This window comes from Desulfosarcina sp. (assembly GCF_033791525.1).
GTDB lineage: Bacteria > Desulfobacterota > Desulfobacteria > Desulfobacterales > Desulfosarcinaceae > Desulfosarcina.
The window spans coordinates 1-13,533 of the sequence record NZ_JASJGN010000319.1 but is presented as its reverse complement, the minus strand read 5'-3'; the positions used below and the strand labels follow the sequence as shown (position 1 = coordinate 13,533).

Here is a 13,533-nt window from a genome sequence, read left to right as displayed (position 1 = left end):
ACGACGATACCAAGCCGGACAACTACATCAATCCCAAAAAATTGACCCACATCGAACAAACCATGCTGAAGGAGATCTTCAAAAGGGTAGAGAAGTTTCAATCCAAGATGAATTTCGAGTTTATCGGCATCGCCTGACCGGTAAGGTCGGTTGGGTGCTATCCAGCGGATTGGGGATGACATGACACCAGGAGAGACGATGGGTCGAGATGAATGGTTGGCGCGGATTCAAAACCTCGAAGCGGAAAACCGGCAACTTGCCCGGCAACTTGCCAACCGGCAAACGGATTTCGATGCCTTGACCAAACTGACCCGGCGCATTACCGATAATGCGCCGGACATGATCTGGGCCAAGGATATGGACAACCGCTACCTGTTCGCCAACCGGGCCCTTTGCGAACGGCTGCTCATGTGTAAAAGCCCAGAGGCGGTGGTTGGTAAAAATGATGTCTACTTCGCTGACCTGGAACGGGCAAACGGCCAGCGCCACACTTTCGGTGAAGTGTGTGAAAATTCAGACGAGATCGTAAAAACCAGGCAAAAAAACATGCGGTTTGTGGAGGACGGACTGGTTCGCGGACAATATCTGGTTCTGGACGTCCACAAGGCGCCGCTTTTGGATGAATCAGGGGCGATGATCGGCACCGTCGGCTGCGGCCGGGATATCACCCGCGAGCGTCAAATCCAGAAAGACTTGGCTGAAAGCCGTGCAAGCCAGCAGCTGCTCATGGAGACCGCTTCGGATTTTGCCGTCTTCCGGCTTCAGGTGAATCCAGTCCGTCCCAGGAGGTTGAAGGTGCTTTTTATCAGTCCTTCGGCAAAAGATATCGCCGGTATCACGCCGTCGCAGGTGGTCAATCAGTGGTTCCAAGTTTATCCAGATGACCGCAAGGCGCTGCGTTACGCCTACGTCAAGGGTCACACGGATCTCAAATTCAACCATCGATTCAGGATTTTTCATCGCGTCCTTGCCCAGTGGCGCTGGATTCATGTCATCGCCACCTGCGTTAATGGGCGGGAGGACAGCTACGTGAACGGCATCCTGTTCGATATTACTGACCAGATGAAAAGCAAGGAGGCGCTTGCGGTCAGAGGCCGTGAACTGGCGTCCCGATCCGACAACCTTTCTGAAGTGAATACGGCACTTAAAGTCCTTTTGAAAAAGCGGGACGAAGATCGCAAGGCCTTGGAAGAGAAGGTCCTTTACAATGTCAAATCCCTGATTCGCCCTTATTTAAGCAAGATGAAACAAAGTGGGTTGAACGCCAAACAAAAAGCCTATCTCGACATCCTGGACTCCAACCTCAGCGAAATCATTTCACCGCTGAGTCGTAAACTTTCCTTCGATTACCTCGGATTCACCCCGACTGAGATCAAGGTGGCTGCCATGGTCAAACAAGGCAAAAAGGCCAGGGAGATCGCACGCATGCTTGGCATTTCCACCCGGACGGTCGAAGGATATCGGTACACCATCCGTGATCGGCTCGGCATCAAAGGGAAGAAGGTCAACCTGCGCACCTATTTGCTCTCCATCTAATGGGACTGAAGTCCAAAGAAATTACCGGAGAAAATTGAAGTACCAGGCGATGAGGCCCTGGCCGAAAAACAGGTAGATGATCGCCCCCATGGCCAAAAAGGGGCCGAAGGGAATGGCCAGCCGCATGCCTTTTCCGGATCGGATCATGGCCAGCAGGCCAACGATGGTACCGATGGCTGACGCGGCGAAAAGGGTGAACAGAATACCCTGCCAACCGATCATGGCGCCGATCATCGCCAGCAGCTTGATATCTCCGCCCCCCATGCCCTCCCGTCCGGTCATGAATTGGTAAACCCACGCCACAGCGAAAAGGCTCCCGCCCCCCACCACGATGCCGATGGCACTGGCGCGCCAGGTGACGCTGGGGACGGCTAACGCGGCCAGAAAGAAAAGTGGGATCCCGGGCAGTGAAATCGCGTCCGGAATGATCCGGTGGTCCAGGTCGATAAAGGTTACTACGGTCAGGGTCGCGATGAAGGCGAAAACGACCAAACTCTGCAGCGTGGGGCCGAAGGACATAGCGCAGGCCAGGGCGAAGAGCCCGCCCAACAGTTCCACAAAGGGGTAGCGGATGGCGATGGGTGCCTGGCAGTTGCGGCATTTTCCCCTCAGCAGCAGATAGCTGAGGATAGGGATGTTGTCGTAGAAAGGAATCATCGTTTTGCAGCGGGGACAGCTCGAACCCGGATAAACGATGGACAAGGCGGCCGGTATGCGGTAGATGCAGACGTTCAAAAAGCTGCCGATGCAGGCGCCGAAGAAAAATGCCAGTATGTTCACCATCAGTGGTGTTGTCATGTCAGCCCATTGTTGAGTGTTGGCCCGAAGGACCGGTTGGTTCGGTAAGCGATTTTAAACACGATGCTAAGGCTTCTTAAAAGAACCGGCGTGCCATTGTCAAAGAAAAATTAAGTGTTATTATATAAGACATTTTGCGATACGGTCCTTTTGGCGGGGCCGTGGACCGCGACAACGAGCGTATACCCCGTCGCTTGAGGGGTGGGTTCAATGAAATTTGGTATTGATATTTCCAGGAGTCAAGATGGGTGAAACGGATAAAGATGATCTGATCAGCATTATCGAGGAGGACGATCCGGAAGCGATCATTCCAACGATCCTTCCCATGATGCCGGTGCGGGATGTGGTGATCTTCACGGATATGCTGCTGCCCTTGTTTGTGGGGCGTGAAAAGTCGGTCAACGCCATCGAAGAGTCGATTTCAAAGGATCGATACCTGTTTGTGGCAACCCAGATCGATCCGGGGATTGAAAACCCCAAACCTGAGGAGATCTACCAGATCGGAACGGTCAGCCGGATTTTGAGGATGCTCAAGCTGCCGGATGGGCGTGTCAAGGCTCTCGTTCAGGGCATCGCCAAGGCCAGAATTGCCAAATATGTGCGCAAGCGGTCCTTGTATCGTGTGAAAATCGAGATCATCGAGGAGCCTGAATCCTCCACAGTTGATCTGGAAGCCGAAGCGCTGATGCGCAATGTGAGGGAATATTCCGAGAGAATTCTCACCTTGCGGGGCGAGTACACCAACGAGGTGGGGTCAATTCTCACCAGCATCGAAGATCCCGGCCGGTTGGCAGACCTGGTGGCCTCAAACCTTCGCTTGAAAATTGACGAAGCCCAGGCCATCATCGAAATCATCGACCCCTTCGAGCGCCTTAAAAAAGTCAACAACCTGTTGTCTCACGAAGTGGAATTGTCTGCCATGCAGGCCAAGATCCAATCCGAGGTGAAGGACGAAATATCCAAGAGCCAGAAAGACTATTTCCTGCGGGAGCAGGTTCGGGCCATTCACAAGGAATTAGGAGAACTGGACGAGCGCACCCAGGAAATCGACGAGTACAAAACTAAGATCAAACGCGCGAAGATGAGCCAGGATGCCAAGGCGGAAGCCGACAAACAGCTTCGCCGCCTGGAGCAGATGCACCCCGATTCCGCAGAATCATCGGTGGTTCGAACGTATCTGGACTGGATGGTGGAACTGCCCTGGAGCAAGTCCACGACCGATGTTATCGACATCAAGAAGGCCAAATCCGTGCTGGATAAGGACCACTACGGCCTGGAACGGATCAAGGACCGCATCCTTGAATACCTGAGCGTTCGCAAGCTCAACCCCCAGTCCAAGGGCCCCATCCTTTGTTTCGTGGGCCCTCCGGGAGTGGGGAAAACATCGCTTGGACGGGCCATCGCCAACGCCATGAAACGAAAGTTCGTGCGTATTTCCTTGGGTGGCATACGGGACGAAGCGGAGATTCGGGGGCACCGGCGCACATACATCGGAGCACTGCCCGGGCGAATCATCCAAGGATTGAAGCAGGCCGGTTCAAACAACCCGGTGTTCATGATGGATGAAATCGACAAGTTGGGTGCCGACTTTCGGGGCGACCCCTCTTCGGCGCTTTTAGAAGCACTGGATCCCGAGCAGAATTTTGAATTCAGCGATCACTACCTCAATCTCAGCTTTGATCTGTCCAAAGTCATGTTCATCCTGACCGCCAATATCTCGGACACCATCCCGTCTGCGCTGTTAGACCGCATGGAAGTGATCAACCTTTCCGGCTATACCGAGGATGAGAAGAAAACCATTGCGAAAACGCACCTGATTCCGCGACAGGTCAAGGAGAACGGCATCAAGCCCCGTCAGATCCGCTTCAGCGACGGAGCCATCGTCCAGGTCATTAACGAGTACACCTCCGAGGCGGGGTTGAGAAACCTCGAACGCGAGCTGGGAACCCTTTGCCGAAAATTGGCACGACGAATCGCCGAAGGGGCGAAAGGCCCGTTCCAGGTGACCCGGCAATCCCTGGAAAAATACCTGGGACCGCCCAAGTATTATCCGGAGATGGACAAGGAACACAGCCAGGTGGGACTCTCAACCGGCCTGGCATGGACGCAGGTCGGCGGCGAGGTGCTGTATGTGGAGGCCTCGATGATCAACGGAAAAGGGGAGATGATTCTCACCGGCCAGTTGGGTGAGGTCATGCAGGAATCGGCTCGTGCGGCGCTGAGTTACGCCAGGGCAAACATCGACCTGTTCAAGGTGAAAGATGAGATCTTCGACAACCGGGATATTCACATCCATGTGCCGGCCGGTGCCATTCCCAAAGATGGCCCCTCCGCCGGCATCGCCATGGCCACGGCCCTGATTTCGGCGTTGACCGAACGGCCCGTTAACAAGGATGTGGCCATGACCGGTGAGATCACCCTGCGAGGGCGTGTGCTGCCCATCGGGGGATTGAAGGAGAAAGCCCTGGGTGCCCTTCGCGCCGGCATCAATACCGTGATCATCCCGGAAAAGAACAAAAGAGATCTCGTGGAGATCCCCAAGAACGTCAAGCGCAAGCTCACGTTCGTTCCCGTCCGCAATATGGACGAGGTCCTGGCGATCGCACTCGAATCTGCGCCCCCAAAAAAAGCCAAGGCCCCGAAGGCCAAAAAAAAGCCCGCAGGCAAAGCCCGGTCATGAACCTTCTGGCCGTCGACACCTCCACCACCAGTTGCAGCGTGGCCCTGCTCAGTGGCGACCGTTTACTTGCCGAGGTGGTTTATGCCGCGGGAAAAACCCATTCCCGTCACCTTATGTCGATGATCCACAGGATTCTTGAGGAGTGCCGATGCGAACCTGCGGATGTCGGCGGTATTGCCGTCACCCGGGGGCCGGGGACCTTTACCGGATTACGCATCGGAATCAGCACGGTAAAGGGGCTTGCTGCAGCCACGGGGACGCCTGTGGTCGGGGTCAGCAGCCTAGCAGCACTGGCCTTTCCGTTTTCCCTTCACGATTGTCCCGTGGTGGCCATGATTGACGCACGGCGGGGAGAGATTTACTACACCCAGTATCGCGGATCCGCCCAACCAGCGACACGGGTATGGGTGGGCGCGCCGGAAACGGTGGCCGCGGCACTGCCGGAAAATGCCATCCTGGTGGGCTCCGGTGCCCTTCTTTACCGGAGGGTCTTTGAGAACCGGAGCCCGCGCATCCGGTTTGCCGATACCATGCAACATGTCATCCGGGCCGCATCAGTGGGCAGGCTGGCCTTGGAGCGGTTCAGGAAACAAGATGTCGATCCCATCGATGACCTGATCCCGGAATATGTCCGCAAATCCGACGCCCAGATTCAAATGGCCGGGCATTAACCGGGCCTGACATGCAATGTCATTGAACCACAAGCCGACAATGGACATGGGCATGCTATTGCACTGGCTGGCAGGCAACCCCGGCAGACGTCTGTTTTTAGGTGATGGATTGGTTTTCAAATCGGGTGTCGGGTAGCTGTTGACACGTGCGCAGGCATTGGATATAGGTAACCCTTTAATAAAAGGGTTGAAAAAAGCCTTTTACCGGCAGCCGTTGTCGCCGGGGAGCATGCGATGACACAATTGAAATGGTCCGATCCGCCCAGTCAGACCGCATTTCCAGTGGCAAAGGCCGGATATTCGTTTATATTCGCGTCCGCTTTTACCACCGCTGTTTTTGCCTTGCTTGGCGTTGGGTGGCTGGCCGTCCTGGGGCTTTTTACCACTGGTTTTATCTGTTTTTTTTTCAGGGACCCGGATCGTCTGGTTCCGACCGGTGAGGGGATTGTGGTTTCGCCGGCCGACGGCAAGGTGATAAAGGTGGAACCGGTAGACCAGACGCCTTACTTTGAAGGTGCCTGCACCCGGATCAGTGTTTTCATGTCCGTCTTCAACGTCCATGTCAACCGGGTTCCCCACGAGGGAACGATCCGGCAGGTGACCTATCATCCGGGAAAATTTTTTTCCGCCAACCTCGACAAGGCGTCGACGGACAACGAGCACAACGCCCTGTTGTTGGAGAGTGCGGCGGGCAGGCTGGTGGGATTCGTCCAAATTGCCGGGTTGGTTGCCCGGCGCATCATCTGTGCCGTTCAAGCTGGTGATGTGTTGAAACGGGGACATCGCTTCGGCATGATCTGCTTTGGTTCCCGGCTGGATATTTATCTGCCCCCTGAGACAGATATCCGGGTGGCGGTTGGGGATAAAGTCCAGGCCGGCAGCAGCATTCTGGGCAAATGGTAGGGCAACTATTCAAGCGGCTGAACGGTAACCTGCCGATGGCCCGTCAACCCGCTTCGTCCGGTTTACGTGGTGTCCTAAACGCTGGTTGCGATTTGGAAAAACCGCATGCCGGGCTGATAAACCACCATTGCGATAGAGACAAACGAACCGGTTAACCGTTGCTGTAAATTGAATTCGGATTGATCTGATTCCCCAATGGCCTGTGCCGTGGGGATCTGTTTTTCTGTAATAGGCGATAAGATCATAAATTTGGACTGTGTTATCGGTCATCTCAGGATTACCATACGGCTTTCTCCATTTAGCCTATCCAAATTATTTTACTTAAGGCCTATACCGGGTAAAAAAATTGAAATAGAGAATCATTTAGGAGTCGCCCATTGGAAAGAATACCCATGACCCGAAAAGGTTACCAGACGCTGAAAAAAGAGCTGGAACACCTCAAATCCACCGAAAGACCCTCTGTGATCCGGGCAATTGAAGAGGCACGAGCCCATGGTGATCTCAGTGAAAATGCCGAATATCATGCGGCCAAAGAACGCCAGGGCTTTATCGAAGGCCGGCTCATTGAATTGGGATATAAACTGGGAACCGCGGAAATCATCGAGTTGGACAACCTGCCCAAAGATCGAGCGGTGTTCGCCTGCACGGTGATGCTTGAAAATGTGGATACCGGCGAGGAGGTGGAATACCAATTGGTGGGCCCCGAGGAATCCGACATCGAAAAGGGTCGCATTTCGGTCACCTCACCGCTGGGTAAGGCCATTATCGGGAAAAAGCCCGGGGATGAGATTGTGCTCACCGCTCCGGCCGGCAAGCGGGTCTACGAACTGGTGAAAATATTGTAAACAGGAGGGCTTCCGTGGCACGAATTACTGTTGAAGATTGTCTGGAAAAAGTACCGAACCGCTTCAAACTGGTTCATATGGTTGCCGCACGGGTGCGGCAAATCCGTGAAGGATCTGAATACCTGGTCAGTTCCCCGAAAAACGAGGATATTGTCGTCGCCCTGCGGGAAATTGCCGCCGGAAAGGTCGTAGAAAAGATCGACACCGATTAATAGATCGTTGATCCAAACGAGTTCACCTTGCCCCGGCACAACTACACATATAAAGCGTTGAACAGCCTGGTTGGAAAGGCCATCCACCGCTATGGCATGATCGAAGACGGCGACCGCATTGCGCTGGGATTGTCCGGCGGCAAGGACAGCCTGATTCTTTTGTGGGCGCTGGCCGAGCGGCAAAAGCGGGTGCCGGTGCACTACGAGCTGCTTCCCATCTATGTGGATCCCGGTTTCCCAGGCAGTTTTGCCGACGACCTGGTCGATACCTGCCGGCACCTGGGATTTCCCCTGACCGTCGATCGAACGGACCACGGAATTATCGCCCACAGCGATGTGAATCGGGAGAACCCCTGTTTTCTCTGTGCCAGGCTCCGGCGCAAACGGCTGTTCGAAATTGCCGACGGGCTGGGGTGCACCAAGCTGGCATTGGGGCATAACAAGGACGACATCATTGAAACGCTCTTTTTAAATATCTGTTATGCCGGGGAGATCAGCACCATGGTGCCTCGGCAGGAACTGTTCAACGGTCGCTTCACCGTGATCCGACCGCTGGCGATGGTCGATGAAAACAGCATCCGGCGCTTTGCCAGGGCGCAGCAGTTTCCCCAGTACGCCAATCCGTGCCCATCAGCCGGGGCCACCAAACGTTCCGAAATCAAAGCGATGCTGGAGGGACTTTACCGAACCAACCGCAAGATCAAAGGTAATATTTACCGCGCCATGAGCCATGTGAAGATTGATTACCTGTTAAAATAACCCTTACGCGCACCTCCGCCATCCAATAGGCAGATCATGAAAGATGTACAAAATGAGCGGGATCACCGCAATATCCCCATCGATAAAGTCGGCATCAAAAACCTGCGCTACCCCATACGCGTCAAGGACCGCCGCGACGGTTCCCAGAGCACCATTGCGTCGATCAACATGTACGTGGACCTGCCCCAGGAATACAAAGGCACGCACATGAGCCGGTTCGTCGAGATGCTCCACCTGCTGAACCCTGAGATCTCGCTGAAGAAATTTTCAGTCCTGCTGGAGGCTATGAAAAAGAATCTGGATGCCGCCTCGGCCCATATCGAGGTGAGTTTTCCTTATTTTATCGAAAAGCAGGCCCCGGTAAGCCACGCACCGGGACTGATGGACTACAACTGCCGGATTACCGGATCCAGCAATTCAAGCAACGACATCGACCTGGTTTCCGAAGTCAACGTACCCATCACCTCGGTCTGCCCCTGTTCCAAAGAAATTTCAGAACATGGTGCCCACAATCAGCGTGGCATCGTCCGGCTTCAAACCCGATTTAAAAAGTTCATCTGGCTGGAGGACATGATCGAGCTGGTCGAATCCTGCGCCTCGTGCGACGTCTTTTCGGTGCTGAAACGGGTTGATGAAAAATATGTGACCGAACGGGGGTTTTCCAATCCGAAATTTGTCGAGGATGTCGTAAGGGACATTTCCGAGCGCCTGATTGCCGACGATAACATCACCTGGTTTTCCGTCAGCGCCGAAAACTTCGAATCCATTCATAACCACAGCGCCTACGCGCAGATCACCAATGGGGTCGTGCCAGCCAGCTGAATTCCTGAGGACAGAAGTCTGAAGACTGATGTCAGAGGACCGAAGGTCGAGGCCTTAAGGAAGAAACTGGGCTTCGTCTGTAGTGCGGCCCTTGCTGCAGGCGATATAACCACCCCCCCCTGAAAACCTTAAACCGAAGCAGCATAATCGTACCATGCGGTTAATTCCGTCAGCAGACGACCTATCGAACGCTGGTTTAGAATTCAGGTCGTATTTGTCGATCTTGGCGTGGAGCGTGGGCCTATACATGCCCAGCAGTTTGGACGCCTGAAAGCGATTACCGCCGGTAATGGCGACCCGTGCTGTTATACGGGCTTTAGTGCCCTGGGCGGTATCGGTCTGCCATCACCGTTGATGCAAAAAGCCGTGCGTCTGATTAACAGCGGATAAAAAAGGAACGATCATTGAAGATAAGAAAGTCATCAGCGTTTGATGGTACTGAAATTGAAAAGATTCACATCAAAGCGTTTGGAAAAGAAAAAGGTTCGGAGATAGCCGATCTTGTTGACGGTTTATTCAACGATAAAACCGCAACGCCATTGCTTTCACTTGTAGCTGTTGAAGGCGAACAATTGATCGGACACATACTTTTTACAAACGCAACGCTTACGCAAACGACCGAACCGGTATCAGCCCAAATACTTGCACCACTTGCTGTTCTTCCTGACACCCAAAGCAAAGGAGTTGGTGGTCAGCTAATTGAAGAGGGGCTAACTCGTCTAAAGGAAACCGGTGTCGAACTGGTTTTTGTGTTGGGGCATCCTGATTATTATCCACGTTATGGATTCATACCCGCTGGTAAAAAAGGCTATGAAGCGCCATATCCCATACCTGAAGAACATGCCGGTGCGTGGATGGTACAAGAATTAAGCGCCGGAATTATTGGACGAATAATTGGAAAAGTCCGATGCTCCGATGTGCTAAATCAACCTGAGCATTGGCGAGAATAGAGAAATGGTGCCAACAAACATTCCAGCGGATGCGGTGCTCCCCACAGCCGTATCCTGACGATGATGACTAATTATGAATTAGTGTCCATCCAGAAATGAGGGATTTTGGTCGAGATCAAGGCATGCGAAAAATTATACCGCAGGCATATGTTTGATATTCTGAGGATAAAATTTTTCGCATAACGCAGATATCGGGCTAAATAACCTTTTATGGATGAACACGAATTAACATTCCAGATAGTAACGGGTTGGACAAGCATATGTCGAAAACGCGCCTGTCCGCCACTCACCGTTAGCGTCAAGTTACAAGTCGATATCGTCTGATGCAAATACGACAAGCCAATGAAACCGATTTCGAAGAAATCTGGCCGATATTTCATGAGATTGTATCTGCTTGGGATACATAGGCTTAATTCCAAGATATACCAAAAGAGGAGGTGATCAGACAATGGTTCCATTTGCCTCGCAAAACAGTCGTTGCCGAAGAAGAGGGGCAAGATGCTTTGATTATATACAAATGGCTGGAGACATATTGACGAACTTCAATTTCCGGTCATCGATCCCGCAGGAGCGGGCTGAGAAATCAGAGAACCCACGAATATGAAAGCACGACAAGTCATTGTCATCGGCGGTGGCCCGGCAGGGCTGATGGCCGCCGGGCAGGCGGCTGAAGCTGGAGCGGATACCCTTCTGCTTGAAAAAATGAAACGGACCGGTCTCAAGCTTTGTATTACCGGAAAAGGCCGCTGCAATATCACCAATATTGCCGAGGTATCCGAATTTATTTCTTATTTCGGCAAGACGGGCCCTTTTCTCCGGCAAGCCTTTGCACGTTTTTTCAATACCGAACTCATGGCATTTTTCAATGCGCTGGGCTTGAAGCTGGTAACCGAAAGGGGCGGGCGTGTTTTTCCGGCAAGCGGAAAAGCGCCGGATGTGCATCGCGTGCTTTTACAATGGAGTAAAAAATCAGGAGTTCGTATCATTCATTCCGCTCCTGTCGATAAAATAGTGACCCATCATCAATGCGTCACCGGTGTGGTTTCTCAAGGCAGGGAGATGCCCTGTGACGCCGTTATTCTTGCTGTGGGAGGGGCCACTTATCCGGCTACCGGATCGACCGGAGACGGTTACCGCCTTTCCGAATCCGCAGGGCATACGGTAATTCCGGTTCGCCAGGCGCTTGTGCCGCTGGTCACATCCGGCGACGAAGCCAAACAGATGGCCGGACTCAATCTTCGCAATGTCAACACGCGGATGCTGATCGACGGCAGGAAGAGAAGGGAACATTTTGGTGAGGTTGTGTTTACCAATTTTGGTATAACCGGGCCATCGATTCTGACCCTGAGCGGTGACGCCGTCGACAGCTTGAACAGTGGGCACCACGTTGCCTTTTCCATTGATCTAAAACCCGCTCTTGATGAAAAAAAACTGGATGCGCGACTTCAGCGTGACATTGTTTCAAAAGGAGTCCAGCCAATCAGCGGCCTTGTGCGGGGACTAATCCCCTGGGAAATGGTTCCGGTATGCCTGCATTGCATCGAAATTCCTGCCGAGCGCACGGTTTGCACGATCTCTGCAAAAGAACGCAGGCGCCTTCGGAACTGGCTCAAGGATTTCCGGCTGGAAGTAACGGGATGCAGGCCTTTCGCCGAGGCGATTATTTCCGCTGGAGGAGTAGACACGCGAGAGATTGACCCGCGGACCATGCAATCCAGGAAAATGAAGGGGCTTTTTTTTGCCGGAGAGCTGATCGATATACAGGCCGATACCGGTGGGTACAATCTGCAGGCGGCATTCTCAACCGGCTGGCTATCGGGACGGAGCGCCGCGCAATGCTCATAAGCACCATAACGGAACACCAGAAAAGGCCTGAAAAAGAATGGATCGATGATAACCATGAGGGAGTAGAACAATGACGATAAATCCGGATTTCATTTCGCCGTGCGGTCTTTATTGCGGAGTCTGCGCCATCTATATCGCGCACCGAGACAACAACCAAAAATTCAAGGAGCGGTTGGTGACTCTTTACCGGGGGGATATTCCCGAAAAAGGGATCCTTCCGAATAGCAGCAATCTTTCGACTGAAGATATGCGATGCTGCGGCTGCTTTTCTGACGACCGGTTTATGCATTGCCAACAATGTGAGATCAGGGATTGCGCAGAAGCGAAGGGGTACAGCGGATGTCACGAATGCGATGCGTTTCCCTGTAAGCATATCGAAAACTTTCCGATGGCTGTCGGCAAAAAAGTAATTCTGCGGGCTATCCCTTATCGGCGGGCGGTCGGTACAAAAAAGTGGATTCAAGATGAAGAAGCCCGCTATATTTGTCCTGAATGTGGCAACAAAGTTTTCCGGGGCGTGGTCAGATGCAACCGGTGTAAAGTGAAGTTGGATCTGGACTAATCTGCGCTCGCTTCCCCCGTCGCTTGCTCCTGATTCTCATTGACGAGACGACAGAGGTATCTATGAACGACCTGAACGTGCGTGCCGCAATTGCGGAAGATGCATCGAATATTGCCCGCTTGTGGATTCAATGCACAATTGAAGTGGCAAGGCTCGAACCGGTCTATACGCCAGCCATCGATCAAGATAAATTGGCTGGTATTTTAGAAGCAGAATTGGCTGCTTCCCAACGATTTGCCTGGGTGGCCATGCAAAATGATTTGCTGGCAGGTTATGTGACCTGTCATATTGAAGAAGAGTTGCCACTTTTCATCCAGCGTCGTTATCTATACGTCATCGATCTGGACGTATCGCCTGACTATCGTGGGCGTGGCTTAAGTCATATGCTGATGAATAGAGTAGAAACGTTTGCCCGTGAAAATGGTATTAACCGGCTTGAACTGGCCTACGTTACCGAAGACTCGCGATCCCAAAAAGTGTGGGAGCGTCATGGCTTTAAACCCTATTTCGTGTATGCATTCAAAACGCTCGATTAGCTCCTGCACCGCTTTCGAATTTGACGGATAGCAAATGATTTGCCCAGCAATTTACGCGTATCATTCCGATCGCCACAGCTGATTAATGAAACCAAGCGCATGTTAACTGAAACGCAAAGTTCCATTTACGCCGGATCGTATAGCCGCCATGCCTGAACTGCCCGAAGTCCAAAGCGTCGTTGATATCCTGTGCAGGAAGAACATCCCCGGCTGTCTGATTTCCGGTGCAGCGGTTTACTGGCCTAAAACTATCGCTGAACTGGACCCTGCGGACTTCTGCAATAAAATCAAAGGTCGAACAATCCGGCAGATTTCCCGCCGGGGCAAATATATCGTGTTTGACCTGTCCAGCAGCCTGACCTTGATGATCCACCTGCGCATGACCGGGCGGCTGAACTGGGAGCCCCGAGACCA

The 13,533-nt window shown here is 52.8% G+C and carries 16 protein-coding genes; 14 read left to right on the top strand and 2 right to left on the bottom strand.

Annotated features, from left to right (window positions below; translation table 11 throughout):
• On the top strand, positions 1 to 137 hold a 137-nt coding region (locus QNK41_RS23115), incomplete at its 5' end, for a putative nucleotidyltransferase substrate binding domain-containing protein (RefSeq protein ID WP_413815168.1).
• Positions 138 to 198: 61 nt separating this feature from the next.
• The gene (locus QNK41_RS16060; RefSeq protein ID WP_319258707.1) at positions 199 to 1,536 is read left to right on the top strand and encodes a PAS domain-containing protein; all 1,338 of its coding nucleotides are present in this window, start codon (positions 199 to 201) and stop codon (positions 1,534 to 1,536) included.
• A 21-nt stretch (positions 1,537 to 1,557) separates the two neighbouring features.
• On the opposite strand, the gene QNK41_RS16055 is transcribed toward QNK41_RS16060, so the two are convergent.
• Entirely contained in the window at positions 1,558 to 2,334 is a 777-nt protein-coding gene (locus QNK41_RS16055; protein WP_319258705.1) for an A24 family peptidase, read from the bottom strand.
• A gap of 244 nt (positions 2,335 to 2,578) precedes the next feature.
• On the opposite strand from QNK41_RS16055, the gene lon reads away from it, so the two are divergent.
• The 7 genes from lon (at position 2,579) to folE2 (ending at position 9,226) form a co-directional block, all read left to right on the top strand.
• Positions 2,579 to 5,014 (top strand): endopeptidase La, encoded by a 2,436-nt coding sequence (gene lon, locus QNK41_RS16050; RefSeq protein ID WP_319258703.1) that lies wholly within the window; start codon positions 2,579 to 2,581, stop codon positions 5,012 to 5,014.
• Positions 5,011 to 5,685, top strand: coding sequence for a tRNA (adenosine(37)-N6)-threonylcarbamoyltransferase complex dimerization subunit type 1 TsaB (gene tsaB / locus QNK41_RS16045; RefSeq protein WP_319258701.1), 675 nt, complete (start codon positions 5,011 to 5,013; stop codon positions 5,683 to 5,685). The genes lon and tsaB overlap by 4 nt, the downstream gene beginning before the upstream one ends.
• 234 nt (positions 5,686 to 5,919) lie before the next feature.
• Entirely contained in the window at positions 5,920 to 6,588 is a 669-nt protein-coding gene (locus QNK41_RS16040; RefSeq protein WP_319258699.1) for a phosphatidylserine decarboxylase family protein, read from the top strand.
• A gap of 377 nt (positions 6,589 to 6,965) precedes the next feature.
• Positions 6,966 to 7,433, top strand: a complete 468-nt coding sequence (gene greA, locus QNK41_RS16035; protein ID WP_319258697.1) for a transcription elongation factor GreA — start codon at positions 6,966 to 6,968, stop codon at positions 7,431 to 7,433.
• A gap of 14 nt (positions 7,434 to 7,447) precedes the next feature.
• Positions 7,448 to 7,645, top strand: coding sequence for a DNA-directed RNA polymerase subunit omega (rpoZ, locus tag QNK41_RS16030; protein WP_319258695.1), 198 nt, complete (start codon positions 7,448 to 7,450; stop codon positions 7,643 to 7,645).
• Positions 7,646 to 7,672: 27 nt separating this feature from the next.
• Positions 7,673 to 8,404, top strand: coding sequence for an ATP-binding protein (locus QNK41_RS16025; protein ID WP_319258693.1), 732 nt, complete (start codon positions 7,673 to 7,675; stop codon positions 8,402 to 8,404).
• A gap of 36 nt (positions 8,405 to 8,440) precedes the next feature.
• On the top strand, positions 8,441 to 9,226 hold the full coding sequence (folE2, locus tag QNK41_RS16020; protein ID WP_319258691.1) for a GTP cyclohydrolase FolE2: 786 nt from the start codon (positions 8,441 to 8,443) through the stop codon (positions 9,224 to 9,226).
• Between the two features lie 54 nt (positions 9,227 to 9,280).
• Here folE2 and QNK41_RS16015 read toward each other — a convergent pair whose 3' ends face one another.
• Positions 9,281 to 9,517 (bottom strand): helix-turn-helix domain-containing protein, encoded by a 237-nt coding sequence (locus QNK41_RS16015; RefSeq protein ID WP_413815167.1) that lies wholly within the window; start codon positions 9,515 to 9,517, stop codon positions 9,281 to 9,283.
• A gap of 113 nt (positions 9,518 to 9,630) precedes the next feature.
• On the opposite strand from QNK41_RS16015, the gene QNK41_RS16010 reads away from it, so the two are divergent.
• From QNK41_RS16010 to QNK41_RS15990, 5 genes are all read left to right on the top strand, one after another.
• Complete coding sequence (locus tag QNK41_RS16010; protein ID WP_319258689.1) at positions 9,631 to 10,176, top strand: N-acetyltransferase; 546 nt, start codon at positions 9,631 to 9,633, stop codon at positions 10,174 to 10,176.
• A gap of 600 nt (positions 10,177 to 10,776) precedes the next feature.
• A complete protein-coding gene (locus QNK41_RS16005; RefSeq protein WP_319258687.1) occupies positions 10,777 to 12,021 on the top strand; it encodes an NAD(P)/FAD-dependent oxidoreductase in 1,245 nt (414 codons plus the stop codon).
• A 70-nt stretch (positions 12,022 to 12,091) separates the two neighbouring features.
• Positions 12,092 to 12,583 carry a DUF3795 domain-containing protein gene (locus tag QNK41_RS16000; protein ID WP_319258685.1) on the top strand — a complete coding sequence of 164 codons (492 nt, stop codon included), beginning with the start codon at positions 12,092 to 12,094 and terminating at the stop codon, positions 12,581 to 12,583.
• A 62-nt stretch (positions 12,584 to 12,645) separates the two neighbouring features.
• Complete coding sequence (locus QNK41_RS15995) at positions 12,646 to 13,119, top strand: GNAT family N-acetyltransferase (protein WP_319258683.1); 474 nt, start codon at positions 12,646 to 12,648, stop codon at positions 13,117 to 13,119.
• Positions 13,120 to 13,267: 148 nt separating this feature from the next.
• Positions 13,268 to 13,533: DNA-formamidopyrimidine glycosylase family protein (locus QNK41_RS15990; protein WP_319258681.1), on the top strand; the 266-nt coding region annotated here is incomplete at its 3' end.